Source organism: Photobacterium sp. AWH4_225, assembly GCF_056158405.1.
In genome coordinates, this window is sequence record NZ_JBSWTF010000004.1 from 1,294,057 (window position 1) to 1,316,981 (window position 22,925).

A 22,925-nucleotide genomic window follows, 5' to 3' on the forward strand; every position below is an offset into this window, starting at 1 on the left:
GAGAAAGATGGATTTAGAAGAACAGGTAATGGGCATCATCATCAACGCGGGCCAATCACGCAGCCTTTGTTATGAAGCCCTTCGCCATGCCAAACAGGGGAATTTCGACGAAGCCGAAGGCCTGATGAAAGAAGCCCAGGAGTTTGCCAACCAGGCTCACCTGGTACAGACCCAACTGATTGAAGCCGATGAAGGCGAAGGCAAAACCAAAATGACATTAGTCATGGTACATGCCCAGGATCATCTGATGACCTCGATGCTGGCCAAGGAATTGGTTGCCGAGCTGATTGAACTGCATCGCCGCGTGCAGTAATTCCAACATAAAGTCAGTCAGCTAGACCATAAGAGAGGGACAATGAAGCCCTCTCGTCCCACAGCCTTGAATACAGGCAATTTTTTCTCCAGCTACTGACACCACCATTCACTTTCATCATTGCCGAGATTTTTGAGTATCGACACAACGAACCAGAATGCTCGCCAATGCTGAAACGCACAAAGTTAATAACAAAGAGGGTAGGCAGATGTTGCAGTTAGGACTGGATATCGGTGGGACTAAAATCGAAGGCTTGGTACTGGATGCCAATGGGGAGCAGGTGTTCCGCAAGCGCATCCCGACCATCAAAACGAGCTATCAGGCTTTCATGGATAACTTGCTGACCTTCATTGCCGATATTCGGTTCACCGTTGGCCAGCCTTTGTCTATCGGCATTGGGCTGCCGGGGGCGGTCGATCCGGTGACCGATAAAATCAAGAACTGCAACTGCCTGGTTCTTAACGGCCATGACCTATGGTCGGATTTAATCCAGGCGCTGGAGCAAGATGTTTACATTGCCAATGATGCCGATTGCTTTGCGCTGTCAGAGGCCGTCGATGGCGCGGGTGCCAATGGCAACACGGTATTCGGTGTCATTGTCGGCACCGGTTGCGGCGGTGGGATGGTGGTAAATCGCCAGCTGCTGATGGGGCCCAATGCCATTGCGGGTGAGTGGGGTCATAACATGTTGCCGGGTTACGATATTCGCACTGATGGCATTAGCCAGCCTTGCTATTGCGGCAAGGACAACTGTATCGAGCGCTTTATATCCGGTACTGGTTTTACCGAGCGCTTCAACCAGCGGCTTGGCTGTAACCTGACGGCACAGGAAATCATTGCCGCGGCGGAGATGGGTGACGAGGAAGCCAAAGGCTACTACGACCACTTTATCGATGCCTTTGGCCGGAGCTTGGCCTCGGTGATTAATGTGGTCGACCCCCATGTGATAGTACTTGGCGGTGGGTTGTCCAATGCCGAAGCTATCTACCGCGACCTGCCGAAGGCCGTCGAGAAGTATGTGTTCTCGAAGCAGTGCAATACCCAGATAGTCAAAGCCAGGTTTGGCGACAGCAGCGGTGTGCGCGGGGCGGCATGGCTGCCGTCGATGCACGCTGAGGCAGCCTGAAGGGTACTAGGCTATTAATCACGGGTGCAGTGAGTGGAAATTAGGGTGGAAACTCATGGAAACTGTCCGGGATAAAAGAGGTTTTTCTTCATGGTCGAATGACTGTGGAGGTGACTATGATATGATAGACCCCTGCTGTGTCTGCTGGCATTGAAGACGGTACGGTGCAGTGGGAATTTTTGGGTAACAACGATGTAGTACGGATTAATGGCAACCATCACTGATGTTTCAAAGCTAGCAAATGTATCTAAAGCCACGGTCTCCCGTGTGCTGAGTGGTACGCGTGGGGTCAAGGAAGAGAGCAAGTTGGCGGTATTGAGAGCCGTCGAGGAGCTAAACTACCGGCCTAACGTTGCCGCGCAGAATTTGGCTAAGCAAGCCTCGCACTATATCGGTGTCGTATTGCCATCGGCTGAAGCGACCAATGTCGCTAACTACCTACCACTGTTGTCCAAAGGTCTAAAATCCCTCAACAAATTCATGCTGCTGCATTACGCTAGCGATGCAGAAGACCAGCGCCGGGTCATTGATGAGCTGCAAGACCAGTGTGAGGCCATCATCGTGATGGGCGCGCCGCCTGCAGGCCCGCAGCCGGCCAATGTAGTGCATTTCGATAATGTCTGTATCGAAGGTAGCCTGGTCAGTGGCTACAACTATGCTTTTGCCACAGAAAGCGCTTGCCGCTATGTACTTGGCAAGGGTCACCGCCAAATTGCTCTGCTGATTGATGATGCTCAAGAGGCCGCTAGCCAACAGATGCTGGATGGCTATCGCAGCGCGCTGCAAAACCTGTCGATCCCTTTCAACCGCCAACTGGTCGTGGAAGCCAAGAGTGATGTCGAGCAAGGCCTGTTGGCACTGATCAACAGCTTCACCAAATACACCGCACTGGTGGTCAAGCGTGATAGCCATGCTGCCGAAGCCATGCGCTTGATGCGTGAGTTTAATATTGCAGTACCGCAGGAAGTGTCGATCATCAGCTTGGAAGACTCGCCGCTTGCTACTTTGCTCTACCCGCCGCTGACCTGTATCAGCTACCCGACCGAATCTTTAATTGATGATTGCCTGAAACGGGTTAAGGGTATTGTCGATGGTAAGCCCCTCCAGCTAGAGCAGGCACCTGCCGCGTCTGGCCGCTTGGTTGCCCGCGCCTCGGTGATGACCCTAGCGTAAACTACCGGTATGGTCGAATTGGCCATGCTTGAGGTAGTGGATTGCCTGTTCGGAGACTGTCTGGCTGTAACGCATCGCGGTATGGCTTACCTTCAATGCGATAAAATCGTCCATAGTGTCAACCTTGGCCGATTCAACCGACACTAAACCGTCATTGGCCACATCAAAATAGGATTTGGTCGCGAACGATGACTTGGTGCCAGCAATGATCCCCACAGGATAGTTAGGCTCCGGTAGCCGGTTACCCAAGCTGGTATCGCCTGAGATTAGGGATTGGCTAACTTCCCCGCCAATATCCATCAGGAAATTATCCTGCATGTGATCAGCGACTTCACTGCCTTGGTTGGGCGTTCCCATGAAAATGACTTTGCCTAAGTGCTGCGGGTCGACAGGGTTCTGTGCCAGGTAATCCCTGATCACCAAGCCGCCGAGTGAGTGACCGATAAAGTGAGTCTGCCCGTCTTTGGACACGCAACTTTGGATTTGCTGGCGGGTGTCATCCAGCATGTCATCCAGCGCAACGCCGATGGTCGAGTAGTCGATGGCGCATACCGCGAATCCCGCTTGCTCTAAGTTATCCCTCATTTTCCACATCGCATGGCTGCTGCGACCTAGGCCATGGGCAAGCACCACCACATCGCCGTCATCGGCAATCTCTGGCTGGGATGAGCAGGCAGTCAACAAGCCTATCAGTGACAGGGCAATCAGGGAGTGTTTCGGTGTCATAATCAAAAGCGTTGCGGGTTGGACTGATTAATTATCATACCGTAGCCACCTGAATAGTTATTGACCTTGCAATACATCGGCTGAACCGTGACATAGAGCCATGTTTGGCGTCATCTATGTATCTCGAGCTCATCCATGCATTTCGAAATAAACCCAATTGTATTATTATATTTCCTATCGATAGCTAATCCATAGATTGGCTTCACTCGACTTTTTCTCCCAACCGGATACCACTCATGTCTCACACTTTGTTGCCGAACATCATTGAATTTCTGACCCATGTTGATCCGTTCGATAAGTTGCCTCAGGACTGTCTCGAAAAAATCGCGGGCTGTATCAAGATTAACTATTTGGGGCAGGGTGAGCGGATTGCATTCTCGACCGATCAGGAAGAGTGCTACCTCTACATTATCCGTACCGGTGCGATGGAGCAGCGTAAATCCGATGGGGTATTACGTGCGAAGTTAGGCGAGCAAGATATCTTCGGCTTTAGCTTCCTACAAACTGAAGGGGAAAATAGCCAAGCAGAGATGGCTTATACAGCAACAGCGATGGAAAACTCCTTGCTGTATTTGATCCCCCACGCCAAGCTCAAGCATATCCTGCGCTCATATCCGGAATATGCCCAGCATTTTGCGGCACAGGCGCAGGTTCGTATCCAATCAGCATTGAGTGTGGTGTGGTCAGATGATGAAAAGGGCTTGTTCTTCAAAACCGTGGCAGAAGTGGCCAGCGATAGGGTGACAGTGGTACCGGCGACATTATCGATCCAGCAAACGGCATATCGGATGACGGTTGAAACCCCGTCACCGCTAGCGGTGGTTAAAGATGGCAACCAGATTGTCGGGGTGATGACCGACCGCGATTTGGCCAAGCGGGTATTGGCAAAATGCGTCAATGCCGACAGGCAGATCAAGGAAGTGATGACACCGAACCCATTGATTGTCTCCCCCGATGATTTGGTCATGAAAGCCGCCTCTTTGATGATGCAGCACAATGTCAGAAGCCTGCCTGTGGTTAAAGACGGGCAGGTTGTCGGTGTCTTGTCGACTACCCACTTGATTCAGAAGCACCGGGTACAGGCCATTTTCCTTATCGAGAAAATTAACTACACCGACTCGCTGGAAGACTTGGTCGAATTGGCTTCGGAACGTCAGGCGATTTTCGAGGCGTTGATTGAAGGTAATGTTGGGTCGGAGATCATCGGTCAGGTGATGGCGATGATCATGGATACCTTTAACCGCCGTATTTTGCAGCTTGTGGAAGCCAAGATGGGACCTCCGCCATGCGAGTATGCTTGGGTGGTGGCAGGTTCTCACGCGCGTAATGAAGTCCATGCCCTGTCGGATCAGGACAATGCCATTATCTTGTCCGATGATGTGACCGATGATCAGCGTATGTATTTCAAGCTGCTGGCAATGGATGTCTGCAAATGGATGGATGCTTGCGGTTATAGCCTATGTAGCGGTAACTATATGGCCTCGGTACAGAAATGGTGCCAACCGCTGTCGGTATGGAAGGCGTATTACTCGAAATGGGCGGAAAATCCAGAATACGATCGCTTGCTCAATATCACCGTATTCCTGGAAGTACGAGCAATCCATGGCCATGCGGCGTTTTCCGAAGAGCTACAGGCACATTTGATGAACTTGCTGGGGGAGAACAGCAGCTTCTTGAGTATCTTGGCCAGAGACACCGTGGAGACCCAGCCGCCGCTGGGTATTTTCAATAAGTTTGTATTGGAGAAGAATGGCGATCAGAGCAACACCCTCAATATCAAAAAGTATGCCCTTAATCTGATCGTCGACTTGGCGCGGATTTACAGCCTGTCGGTAGGTTGTACCCTGACCGGCACCGAAGAGCGATTCCAGTATGCCTTTGAGCACGGCAGCCTGAGCGAGGAAAGCCTTAAAGATATTATCGGTGCCTACCGCTTTATTACCCGGGTGCGCTACAGCCATCAGCTGCAGGCGCTCAAGAACGGCGAGGTGCCGGATAACCATATCTCACCGGATATGTTCGGCAGCTTTGAGCGTAAGCACCTCAAGGATGCATTCCGGATTATCGCTGAGCACCAGGATGCGGTGAAGCTACGCTATGGCCAGGCATAAGGATTGCTATAGATGAAACGAATGCTGTCTTATTTCAAGCCGCTTAACCGCCTGTCGAGGGCACAGGCCAAGTGGCGTGATAACTATGAAGCCATTGATTCTGCCCAGCAGGTGGTGAACCTGCTCGGTGGTGAACTGCCTGCGCCTGACATTCCGCTGCTGGAGCGGGATATCATCAGCCTCGACTTTGAAACGACAGGGCTGAACCCGGACAAAGATCAGATCCTCAGTATTGGCTATGTTGAGATGCAAAATGGCATGCTCAACTTAAGCAGTTGTGAAGAGACCTTTATCAAGGACAGTAGCGGGATCAACGCGCAGTCGGCGATTATCAACCAGATCACCCCAGAGATGCTGAAGTCTGGGGTGGGGCTGGACGAGGCGATGGATGCCCTGTTTGCCAAAATGGCTGGCAAGATAGTGCTGGTTCATGGCCTCACGGTTGAGAAGTCTTTTCTTGAGCACTACCTGCAACAACGCTTTGGGATCCCGCTGCCGCCATTGCTATGGCTTGATACCTTGCTGATTGAAAAGATGCTGGTAACCAACCGCCATATGCGTGAAGAAGGGGATTACCGCTTGTCCTCAATCCGCCAGCGCTATGGCTTGCCGGAGTACCCGAGCCATGGTGCCTTGATTGATGCAGTCGCCACCGGTGAGTTGCTGCTGGCCCTGCTTAACAAGTGCTTTGGCCGCGCAATGCCTCGGCTCGAAGAGGTGTATGACATGCACCACTTTGATTTGACGATGAGTGAGTAAGGGCAACGTCATCACAAACTAACAGGGGCTACTACGGGCCCCTTTTGTTTGCCTATTGTTTTGTACATTAGCTCTGGACTTACACGCTGTTACAGAGAGGAGTGATAGATAAGATAAGCAATGAGCAGGATAAACAAAATGAACACGCCGATGACAGCTATAACACGCCGTGACAGTAAGTGCCGCTTGGAAGTCAGCAGGTAATAGGTCGAGACAATAATCAAGAACGTCGTCATGGAGAACCTTCCACTCACTACCTTTCAATATAGGCTGTTTCTCAGCGTCCTCCAGAAAGTGAGAATCTGACTTATAGTTAAGAGGCCATCCTTTGTGTGAGAGCCTTTGATGAAATTTAAGACAGGGTTTAACCTAAGGTTATGCTTACCAGCCTTGGTAGCGGCCGCTTCTCTCTTGGGGCTAATGGGTTGTGAGAGCAGTATGTTTGCCCGCAGCTATGACGAGCCGCCGATGAACCGCCAGTACATGGAGCTGTACCGCACCAGCGAGATGCTGAATAGGACTCCGCCTGAAATATACCAATACCCTCGGCCTCCATTCAGTTGAGCTGATATTTCATGTGTTGCAGATAAAAAAAGCCCCAGCTCATGGCTGGGGCAACTGGATCAATTAATGTAGTAACTTTGGCAAGTGACTAGCTATACCAACCTAGAAAAATGATTTTCACTAGGCCGGTATCAAATTCAAAAAATCAAAAATGATCGACTAAAATCAGAAAATTCATCGGGGGTGAAGCAATTACTGAACTTTGGCTACCGCATCTTTCACAAGCAGGCCAAGCTCATCCCACTGCTTGTTGTCAATTAGGTTGCCTGGAACCATCCAAGTACCACCGCAAGCTAGTACAGAAGGTACCGCTAGGTAGTCATCGATGTTGTTCAGGCTAACACCGCCAGTAGGCATGAACTTAACTGGGTAAACGGCAGTCAGTGCTTTAAGCATTGAAACGCCGCCAGAAGGCTCAGCTGGGAAGAACTTAAGGGTACGTAGACCCATTTCCATTGCTTGCTCAACCAGGCTTGGGTTGTTTACACCAGGAACGATAGCAACACCTTTCTCCTGGCAGTATTTTACTGTCGTAGGGTTGAAGCCTGGGCTTACGATGAAGTCAACGCCAGCGTCGATAGCTTCGTCAACTTGCTCTTTAGTTAGAACCGTACCCGCACCGATTAGCATCTCAGGGAATTCTTTACGCATGTTGCGGATAGCTTGTGCTGCCGCTTCAGTACGGAAAGTAATTTCAGCACAAGGCATGCCGTTGTCAACTAGGGCTTTACCTAGTGGGATTGCGTCTTCAGCGTCTTTGATCGCAATAACTGGGATTACTTTTAGCGCAGCTAGTTTATCGTTTAGGTTGCTCATAATTCTTTACTCTCACTCAGTGTGTGTTAAATCGTTGGCATCGCGTCGGCAGGGATCACTGCACCACGGTACTGGATAACCGTTGATGCAACCTGGTGGCCTGCGTGAGCAGCTTGGGTTGCTGAACCGCCGGTGAAACGCTTGGCTAGGTAGCCACCGCTGAATGAGTCACCTGCTGCAGTGGTGTCGACAACCTTGTCGGCAACCAGGGCAGGTACGAATACATTCTGGTCTGCGGTAACAACAAGGCAGGCATCTTTACCGCGCTTGATAGCGATTTCGGTAACGCCGGCACCTTGGGTACGTTCGATACACTCTTCTAGCGTTTCATCGCCGAACAGCAACTGCTCATCGTCGAAAGTCAGTAGTGCGATGTCAGTTAGGGATAGCATGCGAAGGTAGGCTTCCTGTGCTTCTTTCACACAAGCCCAAAGCTTTGGACGGTAGTTGTTATCAAACAACACCTTGCCACCTTTGCCTTTGAAATCTTCCAGGAAAGTAAATAGCTGTTCACGGCTTGCAGCCGTTAGGATAGCTAGGCTGATACCACTTAGGTAGATCGCATCAAAAGCCATCAGGTTGTTTAGCAGCTCTGCACTTTGCTCTTGTTCAAGCAGGTATTTTGCTGCTGCATCGTTACGCCAGTAGTGGAAGCTGCGCTCACCCGTGCTGTCGGTTTCGATGTAGTAAAGGCCAGGTAGTTTACCTTCTAGGCGTAGCACCAAGTCAGTATTGATCCCTTCCTTGTTCCAAGCTGCCAACATTTCATCACTGAAGCTGTCGTTACCTAGGGCAGTTACATAGGTGGTGTTGATGTCCTTGTCCTTGGTTAGGCGAGATAGGTATACCGCTGTGTTAAGGGTATCGCCACCAAAGTTACGGGTTAGTTGGTCATTGGCTTGTTGCAGTTCAATCATGCACTCGCCAAGAATGGCAATGTTCATAGTAGCCATACATACTCCGGAAAAAGGGGATGGGAAGGTGCACTAGTGTGCCCTTCCCATCAGGGTAATTACTTCAAAAAGTCCTGACGAACTGGAGAGAACATGTCTAGCAGGATGCTGCCTTCTTCTAGTGCTACTGCACCGTGAACAGCTAGCTTAGCTGCGATGTACGCGTCGCCTTTTTTCAGTACGCGCTTCTCACCGTCAACTTCTGCTTCGAAGCTGCCTTCAACCACGTAACCAATTTGGTCATGGATGTCGTGAGCGTGTGGGTGGCCGATAGCACCTTTTGCGAACTCTAGGTGTACTGCCATAAGATCTTCTGTGTGGCCGACGATTTTACGCTTGATGCCATCGCCTAGATCTTCCCACTCGTTGTTGTTGATTTCGAAAAACATTGTGTGATTCTCCCGAAAAATTAGTGTGTTAAAATATTACAATTCAAAATAGGGTACAAAGGTCCAGCCTTTGCTGTTGTTATTGGTTAAGCCGCACTCGTCTCGGCTGCGGCGTCAGGCTTTTTTCGAGAAGCACTCACCAGCAGGATACCGACCGTTAGTACGATAGAGCCACACAAAATAAACAGTCCACGGCCTGATGGTTCATTTGGAATCAGGGCCATTGCCAGAATACCGAAGCCAGCTACAGTGATTAGGTTACCTAGCATTGAACGCTGCTTAGTATCAAGCTGCTGCTGCTCGTCACCTTCTGCCACTAGTGGGGTATTCCAGTTTTCAAATAGTTTGTCGACTTCTTGCTGACGCTCAGTTGTCAGGCCTTTGTAGAAGAACGTAGTCATCATGAACCAACCACCGGTGAAGATAACGTGTGCTGCCAGGCTTAGGCCAACAACCAGGTCACTCCACTCACGGCCGGTGAACGGCTGTTCCAGACCGAATAGGCCTTCGATGTGGTGAGCTTTAAGCGCGATACCGAAGATGTAAGAAACCAGGCCACCAACGATAAGTGTTGTCCAACCCGCCCAGTCCGGCGTCTTGCGAACCCACATGCCCAGTAGGACAGGGATAAGCATTGGGAAGCCAATCAACGCACCGATGTTCAGTACGATATCGAACAGGCTCAGGTGGCGTAGCGAGTTAATAAACAGACCAATCGAGATGATGATGAAGCCCATCAGGATGGTGGTCACTTTAGAAACGATAACCAACTCTTTCTGGTTCGCATGTGGGCGAATGATTGGCTGGTAGAAGTTACAAACGAAGATACCTGCGTTACGGTTCAGGCCAGAGTCCATAGAAGACATGGTTGCCGCGAACATTGCAGACATCAGCAGGCCAACCATACCGGCAGGCATGACGTTCTGTACGAATGCTAGGTAAGCTGCATCACCACCCACTGAACCATATTGTTCTGCGAAGTCAGGCATGAAGGCTGCGACGTACCAAGGTGGTAGGAACCAGATAACTGGGCCAACAACCATTAGGATACAAGCAAGACCAGCGGCTTTACGGGCATTCTCACTGTCTTTTGCTGCAAGGTAGCGGTAAGCGTTGATGCTGTTGTTCATTACACCGAACTGCTTAACGAAGATGAATACTACCCACAGTACGAAGATGCTGATGTAGTTTAGGTTGTTACCAACGTAGAAGTTGCCCTGGAAGTTGTCAACGATGTTACCGATACCGCCACCGTGGAAGTAGGCTGCGATAGCACAGGTAATGGTTACGGCCATGATAACTAGCATCTGCATGAAGTCAGATGCGATAACCGCCCAAGAACCACCGGTAACCGCCATCAGCATCAGTACTAGACCGGTGAAGATGATCGTTGTTTCCATTGGGATGTTGAATACAGCCGCAACGAAGATTGCAAGACCGTTGAGCCAAACACCTGCAGAAATCAGGCTATCTGGCATGCCGCCCCAAGTGAAGAACTGCTCCGTGGTTTTACCAAAACGCATGCGAATAGCTTCAATCGCTGTTACTACGCGTAGTTGGCGGAATTTTGGTGCAAAGTACAGATAGTTAAGCAAGTAACCAAAAGCATTTGCTAGGAATAGGATAACGATGGTGAAACCATCAGAAAATGCGCGTCCGGCTGCGCCTGTGAACGTCCATGCTGAAAACTGAGTCATGAAGGCGGTAGCACCTACCATCCACCACAACATCTTACCTCCACCCCTGAAGTAATCACTGGTTGACGTAGTGAATTTCCTAAACATCCACCCGATTGCTATCAGAAAGAAGAAGTAGGCTAGAACTACTAAAGTATCTATGGTCATTTTTTTCAGCCTTAAGATTAACGAACTGGCGGTAGTGTAATAATTGAATGGTTGTATTGTAATACAAGACGACCATTTTCGTGACCTCAATCAAGTTTATTTTTTCGTGCTGCAGCGCGAAGGATTCCTGTTTTTATGCTTATTTCTTTTAAAAACATTGATTTGTGTTTTGAATTTGACATGGATCAACTCACTAATTGAAATGTGATAGCAGTCGGCTTTTTTTAAAACGGTAGTGAAACAAAACTCGATTTGTATTATTTTATGCGTATCGAAGAGGTGCAGTATACGCTCTAACCTAGAGGTCAATATGAACACAATGACACTGCCAGTGTTACTAACTATTGAAGAAGCTTCTGATTTACATAAAGAAATCGGAAGCTCTTCTTTAATGGGCTATACCATTGCAAAGCTACAGGCTGAGCTTGAGCTATATATGGCACAGCCAATGGATGTTCCCGGTCAAAGCGAAGCCGGAGGTTATGAACATAATAAGCATAGGCAAAACTACCATTACATTAATCTGGCTGGCCGTTTGTTCCTGATCACTAAAGAAGAACGCTATGCTGAATATGCTGGTCAACTTTTGACCCAATATGCTGATAAATACTTGCAGCTAGATTTTCATGTTCAGCGTAACACCAACCCTCCAGGCCGTTTGTTTCACCAAATGCTCAATGAGCACATGTGGTTGATGTATGCAAGTTTAGGCTATTCGTGCATCAGTGCATGGCTTTCAGACTCGCAGCGTGACCATATAGTGGAAAACTTGTTCAAGCCCATGTTGCATGTCGCGATAGAGAAGTATGACTTTGATTTTGACCGCATTCATAACCATGGCATCTGGGCTGTGGCGGCAGCGGGTATTTGTGGTTTAGCCATTGGCGAGCGTAAGTATTTGGAAATGGCGGTCTATGGCCTCAAAGGAGATGGTAAGGCTGGGGGGTTCCTCGCCCAGTTGTCAGAGCTATTTTCTCCATCGGGTTACTACATTGAAGGCCCTTATTACCACCGCTTTGCAATTCGCCCTTTGGCGGTGTTTGCCGAAGTACTGCACCGTCATATGCCTGAGCTGGATATCTACAACTACAAGGATCAGGTGATCAAGAAGACCACCCATGCCTTGTTGGCAACGGCATACCCTAATGGTGTGTTCCCGGCTTTGAACGATGCATCGAAGAGCATGGGCATTACTGACATGGGCGTGGTGGTTGCTGTGAGTATGGTCTTCAAGCGTTATGGCTTTGATAAAAACCTGCTGGGTATGGCGCAGATCCAAGACCAGGTATGGATGCACCCTTGTGGTCTGTCCCTTTCGCAAGCCTGTGGTGCTGAAGATAACATCGAGCCGCCGTTCTGGCCGAGCGTTGAGTTGACCGAAGGCCCTGACGGCAATTGCGGGGCACAAGGCTTCCTACGCATGCAGGCGAAAGACAAAGATATCTGCCAGCTATCCATGAATTACGGGCAGCACGGTATGGGCCATGGTCATTTTGATACCTTGGGTATCGCTTTCTACAACCGTGGCCAAGAAGTGCTGCGTGAGTACGGTTTTGCCCGCTGGGTGAATATTGAGCCGAAATTTGGCGGCCGTTACCTGGATGAGAACAAAAGCTATGCTCGCCAGACCATCAATCACAATACCGTGACGGTGGACGAAGGCTGCCAGAACCAGTTTGATGCCAACCGTGCAGACAGGGTACACGGCAAACCGCATTTCTTCATAGGTGAAGGCACTGAGCTACAGGCGATGAGCGCCTTTGCTGATGAGCATTACCCTGGCACTGGCATGCAGCGTACCGTGATGATGCTGAAATCTGATGCGCTGGAGAGTCCGCTGCTGATCGACCTGTACCGCCTGACTAGCGACAAGCCGCACCAGTACGACTATTCACACCAGTACCAAGGCCAGATCATCCGTACCGACTTCGAGTACAAAACTAACACCGAACTTCACCCGCTGGGTGATGGCTATGGTTACCAGCACCTATGGAACCTGGCCCGTGGCGAAGCAGGTAACAATGCTTTGGTTAGCTGGCTGCAGGGCAATAGCTACTACACATGGCTTGGTACCAGCTCAAGCGCCGACAACGAAGTGATCTTCACCCAAACAGGTGCCAACGACCCGCAGTTTAACCTGCGCCATGAAACCAGTTTTATGATGCGAACCACGGGCAGAGACCTGCTGTTCGCCTCTGCATTGGAGACCCACGGCTACTTCAATGAGGCCGTTGAAGCCTCGGTAGATGCCCGTGGCACACTAAACAAGATTAACGTTCTGGCTCATAACGAGACAGGTTCGGTGGTTGCTATCGAAGGTGAAGATATCCGCTTCACCGTAATGGTGAGCAACCAGCCGAATGTGACCGACACGACCGAACATCGAATTATCATTAATGACACAACCTATAGCTGGAAAGGATTCCTTGCTGTTGAGCAGGAGACGAAATAATGACGTATCAACCACTACTGATGAGCTTCGACGAAGCCGCTATCCTTCGTGAAGATCTGGGTAAAGACACCCTGATGGGCAATGCACTGGCCCGTGACATTGCAAAACTGGAAGATTACATCGCAACGGTTGGTATCGAAGTACCTGGCCACGGCGAAGGTGGTGGCTATGAGCACAACCGCCATAAGCAAAACTACATCCATATGGATATTGCTGGCCGTCTGTACCTGATCACCGAGAACGAAGCGTACCGTGATTACATCCGCAACCTGCTGGTGGCGTATGCAGAGGTTTACCCTAAGCTAGAGCTGAACGTCAGCCTAGACAGTAACCACCCTGGTCGTATCTTCCACCAGACTCTGAACGAAAACATGTGGATGCTTTACGCTTCTTGTGCGTACAGCTGCATCCACCACACGCTATCTGACGACGAGCGTCGCCTTATCGAAAACGATCTGTTCCAGATCATGGCTGATATGTTCGTCGACACTTACGCTCACGACTTCGATATCATCCACAACCACGGCCTTTGGGCTGTAGCGGGTGTAGGTATCTGTGGTTACGCGATCCAAAACCAGGAAATCGTTGATAAAGCGCTTTACGGTCTGAAAGGCGACAGCGTAAGCGGTGGCTTCCTGGCCCAGCTTTCCCAGCTGTTCTCGCCAGACGGCTACTACATGGAAGGCCCTTACTACCACCGTTTCTCACTGCGCCCAATTCAGCTGTTTGCTGAAGCCATTGAGCGCCGCCAGCCAGAAGTGGGTATTTTCGCCCACAAAGACGGTGTGATTAAAACGACCAGCTATGCCGTAATGTCAACGGCATTCCCTGACGGTACGCTACCGGCTTTGAACGACTCGTCGAAGACCATCGACATCAATGATGAAGGTGTTCTGATCACAACAAGTGCGTGTTTCGGCCGTTACGAAGAAGACGCCAACTTACTGGCGATGGCTGCTCACCAGAAAGATGTGTGGGTGCATATCTCTGGTAAGAAACTGTCTGACGCGGTAGCAAAAGAAGAGAATATCCCTGCATTTAACTGGGGTAGCCTGTTTGTCACCGATGGCCCTAATGGCGACAAGGGTGGCCTGACTATCATGCGTCACCGTGACAGCAAAGACCAAGATACCATGGCATTGCTATGGTTCGGCCAGCACGGTTCTGACCACCAGTACCACTCGGCACTGGATCACGGTCACTACGACGGCCTTCACCTGAGCGTATTTAACAAAGGTCACGAAACCCTGCACGACTACGGTTTTGGTCGCTGGGTTAATGTTGAGCCTAAGTTCGGTGGTCGCTACATTCCAGAGAACAAGAGCTACTGTAAGCAAACTATCGCTCACAATACCGTGGTTGTTGATCGCAAGACCCAGAACGAATTCAACACGGCATTGGCTGAATCTCGTAACGGTGAATTGCACTTCTTCAAGACTGACAACGAAGACTTCCAGGGCATGAGCGGCATCGTACGCGAATACTACGCCGGTGTTGATATGCAGCGTAGCGTGCTACTGGCGAAGGTTGACGGTATCGAAAGCCCGTTGATCATCGACCTGTACCGTTTGATCTCTGAAGACGAGCACGAGTATGACTTCCCTGTACACCACACGGGCCAGATCATCCGTACTGATTTCGACTACCAGGCAAACGCGAGCTTGAAGCCAATGGGCGAAAGCGATGGCTACCAGCACATCTGGCAGGTTGCTCAAGGTGAAGTATCAGGCAGCACGCTGGTAAGCTGGTTGCATGACAACAGCTACTACAGCATGGTGAGCTCTGCGGGCAACCAGGGTGAAGTGATCTTCGGCCGCTTGGGTGCCAACGATCCTGACTTCAACCTACGCTCTGAGCCAATGTTCGTACTGCGCCAAAAAGCGAAATCTCACCTGTTTGCTAACGTGTTGGAAACGCACGGTTACTTCAACGAAGCCGTAGAAGCATCGGTTGATGCCCGCGGTAAAGTAGAGCGCGTTGAAGTGGTGGGTATGGATGATGTGGCCTCTGTTGTCCGCCTGCACCTTGTTGACGGTCAGGTACTGACTTATGCAGTATCTAACCAGACTGGCGGTCTGCAAGACGGCAAGCATGAAGTGAGCTTTGAAGGCGAGAACTTCAGCTGGGAAGGCCCATATGCACAGCTATAACTAACACTGACTAAGTGATTAATGGAAAGCCGGGCTTGCCCGGCTTTTTTACGTTTATATCCAAGCTACTTCAAGATGCAGGTTCACTGCGCCCTGAGGCAGATTGAGTATATAAGCCCTGATGTATCAATGCTGATGCATAATATGTTCTGGGGCTTTTGTATTATTAATTGATTGTTTGTTATGTTGTTAATGAGATCCAAGTCACGCTAATGCAAAGATATTGCCGATTATTGGTTGGTTTAGCAATGTGGCGCCTTGAGTATATTGTATTACAAGGGGGCTGATCATATAATGCACCCATCAATCGAGATAGCCGTTCCTCAAGTGGCTACCCTGAGACTGACTTATTATAACAATCTACTTCCTAACTTAAGCTTTGCCTTGTCTAACAGCGCTCTAGGACGGAGCGCTATTTTTTTGCCTGTTTTTTACCCCCTCTCTTTTACTCAAATTCCTGTTCTCTTGTTCTAACCCTGTTTTTAGATCTCCCTCTTTTGTGCACTGCCTTCACTGTAATTTCTAATACCTATTCCCTGATACATGGAAAAGGGTGTTGACTCTGGGTTTGTTCCAGAGTTTATCCTTGTTACCAGGTTCAGCGAGCTAGGTTTAAATAGATGATTTTAATTGTATTTTTTGTAATCTGGTTAGTGTGGTTTTTCTATAACCTGCAGCGTTTCGAGCAGGTTTCGCATGAAGAGAAAGAGGAGGTGTCCGAAGAGCGAGGATGTATTGAATTGTGTCGATGCAGCCTTGGCAACTACGGCCCGGTGTTACCCGAGCATATCCAGGACTTTATCGAAGCAAAGTACTTTGATCCAAGGTTTGATGCTGCCTCAGAAGACGGTGCAGAGCGCACTTGTAAGAATTAACAGTAGGCGGGTTTGATGATGAAAAAGAAGCAATATAAGCGAACAGTAAAAGTATTGCAGGCCGAGTTGGTCCAGCTTCAGGCCCATATCATTGAAAAGGGCCTTAAGGTAGTGATTGTACTCGAGGGACGTGACTCGGCAGGTAAGGGGGGGACGATAAAGCGAATCGTCGCTAAGCTCAATCCGAATCATGTCCGGGTGGTAGCCAAGGGGAAACCAACCGATGCAGAAGAGCGGCAATGGTATTTCCAGCGCTGGGTCAAAGAGATGCCCAGCGAAGGGGAAATGGTGATTTTTGACCGCAGTTGGTATACCCGAGCCGGTGTCGAATCAGTAATGGGCTTTGCTACCGAACAGCAAGTCTCGAGTTTTCTCAAGGATTGCCCAGCTTTCGAGAAGAGTTTGGTGCGCCAGGGCGTTATTGTGCTCAAATACTGGCTGTCGATCACCCAGCAGACCCAGGAAGATCGTTTCCACCAAAGGTTCAATGATATTACCAAGCGCTGGAAGCTCTCACCGATGGATCTGCAATCAAGGACTAAGTGGGAACAGTACACCTCTGCCAAAGAGCGGATGTTCCGTAAGACCCATACCAAATATTGTCCGTGGTTTGTGGTTGATAATAACTGTAAGCTCAATGGCAGACTGGACATCATCCGTCATATCCTCAGGCAGTTTGAGTTTGAGTTTGAGCGTAAGATCATCAAGCCGAAAAAGTTACCACCAGTAGTTATTGACAGCGCTGAGCGCAATCCGGAGTTTGAGCCACTAAGGATTAACTAGAAAAACGCTAGAAAGTCTACAATTCCCAATAATGAAAACGATACGCACTTGCAATTGATAATTAATTGCATTTAATATTCAAAGCAAATGGGACTTTGTAGGTGTGTATTGTGAATCTTGAACAGTGCTGGGTACGTTATTTGAAAGCAGAAGAGTTGATGGCGCAAGGGCACTGGCCCGAAGCCCATCGGCTCTATGATGACGTGTTGAATCATTTGCCGGGACATATTCATGTTGCGCTAGAGCACGAGGATACTAAGCCTTGCCAATTTGCATGCCTGATTGGCGGATTGCGCGATGCCAGTGTTGCTTATTCTGAGATCCTCAATAAGCTTGGCTCGCACCAAGAGGCGTTTCAGACCCTCAATCAAACCTATGCTTTCCTACAATTTCTTCAGCTTGAAAAACATGACTTGATAGATCGGGTAAGAAGCGTCCTCAGCAAGCAGGTTGAGGAGCTGTACTCACATATGGCGGCCTTTTGTACCGCGCAGCGCAATGCGCAGTGGATGTTGGAGTTTACCCATGTGACCCGGGCTCATCAAAAATTCTCCCACCTTCACACGCTAGGCGGAACAGAGCCAGGTGGCTCAGTACTCTATAATTAATTCAAAACCACAAGGATATGTGATGACCGTTAATTCCATTCTTTCGGTGAACAACCTCTCTGTCAGCTTTACGACAAACGATGGTATCGTCGATGCAGTAAAGAATGTCAGCTTTGATCTCAAAGCCGGTGAAACCCTTTCCATCGTTGGTGAGTCGGGCTCAGGCAAGTCGGTATCGACCAATGCCCTGATGAAATTGCTACCGGATAATGCCATTGTGCATCCTGACTCTTCTATCACATTTGAAAATCAGCCTATCCTCGATCTGACCGAAAAGCAGATGAAGAGTATTCGTGGCGATCGAATAAGCATGATTTTCCAAGAGCCTATGACATCGCTCAATCCTTATATGCGTGTCGGTATCCAGGTTGCAGAAGCCATACTGAGCCATCGTCCTGTCAGTAAGAAACAGGCAAAGGACAAGGTGCTAGAGCTGTTTGACTTGGTACATTTGCCTAATCCGCAACAAGCGTATGAAAAATTTCCCCATGAGTTCTCTGGCGGTCAGCTTCAGCGCATCATGATAGCCATGGCGCTGATCAACGAACCGGAGATCTTGATTGCCGATGAGCCGACCACGGCGTTGGACGTGACGGTGCAGGCTGAGGTGCTGGATTTGATGAAAGAGATCCAGGCCAAAATGGGCATGGCGATCTTGTTCATTACCCATGACTTAGGGGTCGTCAAACACTTTGCCGATCGTGTGCTGGTTATGTGCAAAGGTGAGATGGTGGAAGAAGGAGTGACTGATGCCCTGTTTAGCCATCCCAAGCACAGTTATACCAAGATGCTGATTAACTCTATCCCCAAAAGTAGCAAAGCACCGACCCAACCCGATGCCTCTGAGCTTATCAAAGCCGAAGATATCAGGGTGCAATTCTTGATAAAGTCTCACTTCCTTGCCAGCCGCAATGAATATTTCGAAGCCGTGAAGGGCATTTCGCTGGAACTCAAGCAGGGTGAAACATTGGGGATTGTGGGTGAATCTGGCTCGGGTAAATCCACTTTGGGACGAGCCTTGGTTGGCCTGTTGCCCTCGACGGGGCGGATCGAGTTCAAGGGCAAGGATCTTAGCCAACTGAGTGATAAAGAGCGGTTTGATTTGAAGAAAGATGTGCAGGTGGTTTTCCAAGACCCGTATGGGTCATTGTCACCGCGAATGACCATCGGCGAAATCATCACCGAAGGTTTGACCGTCCATCAGCCTAGGCTGAGCAAAGCGGAGCGCATGCAGCGAGCACGGGAAGTGCTGAGAGAGGTGCGTTTGGACCCGGCATCTATCAACCGTTACCCCCATGAGTTCTCAGGAGGCCAGCGTCAGCGTATTGCCATTGCCCGTGCCCTGATATTGAAACCATCATTTATTCTGCTGGACGAACCGACATCGGCACTGGATCGTTCGGTACAGCTAACGGTTATTGATCTGCTCAAAGATTTGCAGCAGAGATATAACATTGGTTATCTGTTTATCAGCCATGACCTGTCTGTGGTGAAAGCGCTGTCTGATAGGGTAATGGTGATGCAGCGCGGCGAGGTAATGGAGCAAGGTACAGCAGATGATATCTTCCATCACCCGTCCAGTGACTACACCAAAAAACTAATCGAGGCGTCGTTCGATTTGGAGCAGGTGGCCTGATTCAATAAACATCACTTTTGTTCAAACAGCACCTCTTAATCCAGGTGCTTTTTATTGCCCCATAGTAGCTATCCGCATAATGCCTGGCGAAACACTTCGCGTTGTTCGCGCATGAACGCGATAAACAGCTGGGATTTCAGCGGCAGATACTTTTTGTCCGGATAAACCAGCAGCATGGATTTATCCTGTGGGATCCAATCGTCGAGCAGGAAGTCCACCTTGCCCCGAAGATGCTCATGCCGGAACAGCGAAATAGGCAGATAGCCGATACCAGCACCGTTCAGTGCTAGCTCCTTGGTGACATTGAGATCATCGCAAACAAGTGTGGCTTGTTCGCTGATGTCGACATGCTCACCGTCTTTGGCGAAACGCCATGGCAAAAAGTATCCTTCGACATGATTGCGGATGCATGGAAATTGGTAAAGCTCGAGCGGGTGTGCCGGTTTGCCATATTTGGCAACGAAGCCTTTGCTGGCACCCATCACATATTTGACCGGGGATAGCGTTAAGGCCATCAGTGATGAATCATGTAAAGGCCCTAGCCGGAAGGCAAAATCAATGTTTTGTTTGGTCAGATCCTGAAAGCGGTTGGATGAACTGAGGTTAATATTGATGGAGGGGTATTTGTTATGAAACTCAGCCAGCATCGGCGCAAGCAAGTCTTGGCTTAGCGCCCTTGGCGCGGTAATGGTAAGCGTACCAACAGGCTGGTTGGCTATCTGTTCGGCCTCACTGCAAAGCTCGGAAACGGTATCGGCGATTAATTGTGCCTTAGGCAAGATCTGTTGGCCCAGTTCCGTCAGCGACAGTGAGCGGGTTGAGCGGTTAATCAGCTTTGCCCCCAATTCTTGCTCAAGCTGCTGGATCTTACGGCTTACTGTGGTAGTCGGTACACTGAGCTGCCTGGCGGCTTCGGCAAAGCTATTGAGCTCAACCACCTTGGCAAAAAGCGGTAATGCAGAGATGTCTTTCATGGTGACGGCCTTCATCCCGTATTTGGGATAGTGAAACTCAATTTAACAGTCTAATCAACAACTATGGAATTCACTATAGTTTCCTCATCGCAAGGCAATCACAACACAGAGGTCACAATGGATATCTTGGTATTAGGCGCAACAGGCAACACAGGTTCAGAAGTAGTCCGACAGTTGGCAGAGGCGAAGGCAGATTTTGGTATTTTGGCTCGCAGCAGCGAGGCCGCGGAGAAGCTTAACCTTCAGCCTGAACAAGTTCGTATCGGGAGCTTTGATGATCCGGTTTCCTTGGTATCGGCGATGGACGGGGTTGGCAAAATCTATGTGGCCATGCCTGCCCATCCTAGCAATGTTCAATGGATTGAAAATGTTGTCGCAGCAGCGAAAAATGCTGGGGTCAAACAGATTGTGAAGCTGTCTGGCATGGGCGCAAAGGCAGATGCGGGCTCCGAAATTATCCGTACCCATGTGGCAACGGATGATCTGGTCAAAGCCTCGGGGATTGCCTATACCATAGTGCAGCCAAACTCATTCTTTCAGAACCTTTATGGCAGCCTTGCGACCATTAACAGCATGGGTAAGTTCTTCCTGCCATTGGCTCAGGCCAAACAGAGCGTGATTGATATCCGTGATGTGGCGGCTGTCATCGTTACCGCATTGACCCAAAGCGGCCATGAAGGGCAAACCTATCTTATCTCTGGTCCTGAAGCGCTGACGTTTGCTGAGCAAGCGACAATACTGAGTGAAGAGTCAGGTAAGCAAATCGACTATGTCGCTGTCAGTCAGGCCGATGCCGAGGCGGCCTTGAAAGGAGCGGGGATGGATGATTGGTCAGCCGAGAAACTGGCCGAAATCATGGCCTGGTTTGGCCAGGGGCATTACACCGAGGTCACCGATACCGTCGAGAAGGTAACAGGAAATAAGCCACGTAACTTCCGCGACTTTGCCAGGGAGTTTGCAGGGGCTGTTTCAAACTAAAGTCTGTTATTGGGCCGGGAAGGGAGGTCTTTTCCGGCTTGAACTAGTTAGATAGAGTGGTTGAGGAAACCTTATCTGCATAGATATCCAGATATGGATGCTATTTTTTTGACCTTTGCCATTTTTTTATAGGCTGTGATTCATTAACCTGAGGCGGGATTTCAGCAAGGTAATGCATAATGGCAACAACGTTTCAGGACATTGCGAATTATTGTGGGGTATCAACAGCAACCGTTTCTAATGTGATTCGGAACAAAGGCCGGGTATCTGTGGCAACTAGAGCGAAGGTACTCAATGCTGTTGATGACCTAGGTTATGTGTATAATCAGATCGCTGCAAACCTGCGAAATACCCGAAGCAAGCAAATTGGCTTGATTATTCCCGATATCCAAAACCCTTTCTATGCAGGGGTGACTGCCGGTCTTGCCCGTCATCTGGAAAAAAATGGCTACACCCTGTTCCTGGCGAGCTGCGAGGAAGACTTAGAGCGACAGCAATACTTTGTGGATGCTTTGCACCAAAACAGTTCGGCAGGAATTGTATTTTGCGAAGCCAGAAATACTTCCCCTACCTTGATCAATACCTTGGAAAATCGGCAGATGCCCATGGTACAGATCCTTCGTTCGGTGGGTAACTCTAATTATGACTTTGTCGGTATTGATAATGTGGTGGGCGGCCGCTTGGCGACCGAACACCTACTCCAGCTCGGACACCGCCACATTGCCTTTATTGGCGGGGAGGCCAACTCCAAGACCCGGGCACTGCGCCTCGAAGGGTATAATAACGCCATGAAAGCGGCAGGGTGCCTTGTCCCGGAAGGGTACCATGCCATGAGTACCAAAAAAGGCTCGAGGCTTGAGGGCTACCATGCCTTTGTTGAATTAAGACAGTCTTATCCTAAATTGACTGCAGCGGTATGTTATGACGACTTGACGGCGATCGGCGTGATGAGGGCTGCGGATTCGATAGGGCTTAAGCCCGGCAAAGGTTTTTCCGTTATTGGCTTTGACGATATTCCTGAGGCGTCAGACATTTTACCCGCTCTGACGACGATTTCAGCTTCCAGTGAAATTGGGGAAAAAGCTGGGGAACTACTTTTTGAACGGATTTTTGGTGATACCTCACCGAAGAAACATTTGCTGTTACCCCCGAGGCTGATAGAGCGCGAGTCGTGTGCCGCGATTTAACTTGAAGAACCAAGCATTGGTTCAATCTCGGACCGCCTGTTGGGGCATGGGGAGTTCGGCCTGCTGGGCAAGGTTCCACCAGCCACCTAACATTTGTTGCCAGGCCGGATGAGTCGGGTACTGGTTCATTAGGATATATCGAGCGGTAAGGGCTTTCTCTGTCTCTGTGCGGGGAACCCACCCGTGCCTTAGTAAAAAATCAAAGGCAGCTCGGCATGCCCAGACTGGAGCTTCATTCTTCCTTGGCCAAATTGCCAATACACTTTCCAATGGTGGTGTCCGGGGAGGGATATACCCAGCTTTCACTGCAATATCAGTCAAGTGCCGTATGGCCGCCGATGCATTGCCAGAATAGTGTTCAACAAACAGTTTGACTAATACCGAACGGTTAGGGTTTACAGCTTGTGCTAATTTTTTCCTTGCTTCCAGGTGCTTATTCATAGTGACCTCCATGCCTTCTGGTTGTTCAGATCGGCGAAAAAGACAGGCCGCGATCAAGCGGCCTGTA

General features: G+C 49.6%; 22 protein-coding genes. 14 read left to right on the forward strand and 8 right to left on the reverse strand.

The window, feature by feature from the left end; translation table 11 throughout:
- The first annotated feature begins 7 nt into the window (after positions 1-7).
- From chbA to ACXAD4_RS23015, 3 genes are all read left to right on the forward strand, one after another.
- Entirely contained in the window at positions 8-313 is a 306-nt protein-coding gene (gene chbA / locus ACXAD4_RS23005; RefSeq protein ID WP_187464111.1) for a PTS N,N'-diacetylchitobiose transporter subunit IIA, read from the forward strand.
- Between the two features lie 211 nt (positions 314-524).
- Positions 525-1,439: an ROK family protein gene (locus ACXAD4_RS23010; RefSeq protein ID WP_475245625.1), complete on the forward strand. Its 915-nt coding sequence runs from the start codon at positions 525-527 to the stop codon at positions 1,437-1,439.
- Between the two features lie 207 nt (positions 1,440-1,646).
- Positions 1,647-2,612 carry a LacI family DNA-binding transcriptional regulator gene (locus ACXAD4_RS23015; protein ID WP_475244366.1) on the forward strand — a complete coding sequence of 322 codons (966 nt, stop codon included), beginning with the start codon at positions 1,647-1,649 and terminating at the stop codon, positions 2,610-2,612.
- On the opposite strand, the gene ACXAD4_RS23020 is transcribed toward ACXAD4_RS23015, so the two are convergent.
- Entirely contained in the window at positions 2,604-3,338 is a 735-nt protein-coding gene (locus tag ACXAD4_RS23020; RefSeq protein ID WP_475244367.1) for an esterase/lipase family protein, read from the reverse strand. The genes ACXAD4_RS23015 and ACXAD4_RS23020 overlap by 9 nt on opposite strands.
- 236 nt (positions 3,339-3,574) lie before the next feature.
- Between ACXAD4_RS23020 and ACXAD4_RS23025 the strand changes: the two genes are divergently transcribed.
- The gene (locus ACXAD4_RS23025; protein WP_475244368.1) at positions 3,575-5,449 is read left to right on the forward strand and encodes a putative nucleotidyltransferase substrate binding domain-containing protein; all 1,875 of its coding nucleotides are present in this window, start codon (positions 3,575-3,577) and stop codon (positions 5,447-5,449) included.
- 12 nt (positions 5,450-5,461) lie between these two features.
- Positions 5,462-6,208: a 3'-5' exonuclease gene (locus ACXAD4_RS23030; RefSeq protein ID WP_475244369.1), complete on the forward strand. Its 747-nt coding sequence runs from the start codon at positions 5,462-5,464 to the stop codon at positions 6,206-6,208.
- 89 nt (positions 6,209-6,297) lie between these two features.
- Here the strand turns inward: ACXAD4_RS23030 and ACXAD4_RS23035 are convergent, their stop codons facing one another.
- On the reverse strand, positions 6,298-6,444 hold the full coding sequence (locus tag ACXAD4_RS23035; RefSeq protein WP_475244370.1) for a hypothetical protein: 147 nt from the start codon (positions 6,442-6,444) through the stop codon (positions 6,298-6,300).
- Between the two features lie 109 nt (positions 6,445-6,553).
- On the opposite strand from ACXAD4_RS23035, the gene ACXAD4_RS23040 reads away from it, so the two are divergent.
- Complete coding sequence (locus ACXAD4_RS23040) at positions 6,554-6,772, forward strand: hypothetical protein (RefSeq protein ID WP_475244371.1); 219 nt, start codon at positions 6,554-6,556, stop codon at positions 6,770-6,772.
- A 192-nt stretch (positions 6,773-6,964) separates the two neighbouring features.
- On the opposite strand, the gene ACXAD4_RS23045 is transcribed toward ACXAD4_RS23040, so the two are convergent.
- From ACXAD4_RS23045 to ACXAD4_RS23060, 4 genes are all read right to left on the reverse strand, one after another.
- A complete protein-coding gene (locus ACXAD4_RS23045; protein ID WP_475244373.1) occupies positions 6,965-7,588 on the reverse strand; it encodes a bifunctional 4-hydroxy-2-oxoglutarate aldolase/2-dehydro-3-deoxy-phosphogluconate aldolase in 624 nt (207 codons plus the stop codon).
- A 26-nt stretch (positions 7,589-7,614) separates the two neighbouring features.
- Positions 7,615-8,541, reverse strand: coding sequence for a 2-dehydro-3-deoxygluconokinase (kdgK, locus tag ACXAD4_RS23050; RefSeq protein ID WP_475244374.1), 927 nt, complete (start codon positions 8,539-8,541; stop codon positions 7,615-7,617).
- Between the two features lie 59 nt (positions 8,542-8,600).
- A complete protein-coding gene (locus tag ACXAD4_RS23055) occupies positions 8,601-8,930 on the reverse strand; it encodes a cupin domain-containing protein (RefSeq protein WP_044621713.1) in 330 nt (109 codons plus the stop codon).
- An 86-nt stretch (positions 8,931-9,016) separates the two neighbouring features.
- On the reverse strand, positions 9,017-10,774 hold the full coding sequence (locus ACXAD4_RS23060; RefSeq protein ID WP_475244375.1) for a sodium:solute symporter family protein: 1,758 nt from the start codon (positions 10,772-10,774) through the stop codon (positions 9,017-9,019).
- Positions 10,775-11,084: 310 nt separating this feature from the next.
- Here ACXAD4_RS23060 and ACXAD4_RS23065 point away from each other — a divergent pair, with 310 nt between their 5' ends.
- The 6 genes from ACXAD4_RS23065 (at position 11,085) to ACXAD4_RS23090 (ending at position 19,278) form a co-directional block, all read left to right on the forward strand.
- Complete coding sequence (locus tag ACXAD4_RS23065; RefSeq protein WP_475244377.1) at positions 11,085-13,226, forward strand: heparinase II/III domain-containing protein; 2,142 nt, start codon at positions 11,085-11,087, stop codon at positions 13,224-13,226.
- Positions 13,226-15,376, forward strand: coding sequence for a heparinase II/III domain-containing protein (locus ACXAD4_RS23070; protein WP_475244379.1), 2,151 nt, complete (start codon positions 13,226-13,228; stop codon positions 15,374-15,376). The genes ACXAD4_RS23065 and ACXAD4_RS23070 overlap by 1 nt, the downstream gene beginning before the upstream one ends.
- Positions 15,377-15,996: 620 nt before the next feature.
- Entirely contained in the window at positions 15,997-16,251 is a 255-nt protein-coding gene (locus tag ACXAD4_RS23075; protein WP_475244380.1) for a hypothetical protein, read from the forward strand.
- Positions 16,252-16,266: 15 nt separating this feature from the next.
- Positions 16,267-17,034 carry a polyphosphate kinase 2 gene (gene ppk2, locus ACXAD4_RS23080; RefSeq protein WP_475244381.1) on the forward strand — a complete coding sequence of 256 codons (768 nt, stop codon included), beginning with the start codon at positions 16,267-16,269 and terminating at the stop codon, positions 17,032-17,034.
- Positions 17,035-17,144: 110 nt separating this feature from the next.
- The gene (locus ACXAD4_RS23085) at positions 17,145-17,642 is read left to right on the forward strand and encodes a hypothetical protein (RefSeq protein WP_475244382.1); all 498 of its coding nucleotides are present in this window, start codon (positions 17,145-17,147) and stop codon (positions 17,640-17,642) included.
- 22 nt (positions 17,643-17,664) lie between these two features.
- Positions 17,665-19,278 carry an ABC transporter ATP-binding protein gene (locus tag ACXAD4_RS23090; protein WP_475244383.1) on the forward strand — a complete coding sequence of 538 codons (1,614 nt, stop codon included), beginning with the start codon at positions 17,665-17,667 and terminating at the stop codon, positions 19,276-19,278.
- Positions 19,279-19,346: 68 nt separating this feature from the next.
- Here the strand turns inward: ACXAD4_RS23090 and ACXAD4_RS23095 are convergent, their stop codons facing one another.
- Complete coding sequence (locus tag ACXAD4_RS23095; RefSeq protein ID WP_475244384.1) at positions 19,347-20,252, reverse strand: LysR substrate-binding domain-containing protein; 906 nt, start codon at positions 20,250-20,252, stop codon at positions 19,347-19,349.
- A gap of 117 nt (positions 20,253-20,369) precedes the next feature.
- Here ACXAD4_RS23095 and ACXAD4_RS23100 point away from each other — a divergent pair, with 117 nt between their 5' ends.
- A complete protein-coding gene (locus ACXAD4_RS23100; protein ID WP_475244386.1) occupies positions 20,370-21,230 on the forward strand; it encodes an SDR family oxidoreductase in 861 nt (286 codons plus the stop codon).
- 179 nt (positions 21,231-21,409) lie between these two features.
- Positions 21,410-22,417: a LacI family DNA-binding transcriptional regulator gene (locus tag ACXAD4_RS23105; protein ID WP_475244387.1), complete on the forward strand. Its 1,008-nt coding sequence runs from the start codon at positions 21,410-21,412 to the stop codon at positions 22,415-22,417.
- 21 nt (positions 22,418-22,438) lie between these two features.
- Here the strand turns inward: ACXAD4_RS23105 and ACXAD4_RS23110 are convergent, their stop codons facing one another.
- A complete protein-coding gene (locus tag ACXAD4_RS23110; RefSeq protein WP_475244388.1) occupies positions 22,439-22,858 on the reverse strand; it encodes a hypothetical protein in 420 nt (139 codons plus the stop codon).
- Positions 22,859-22,925: the final 67 nt, after the last annotated feature.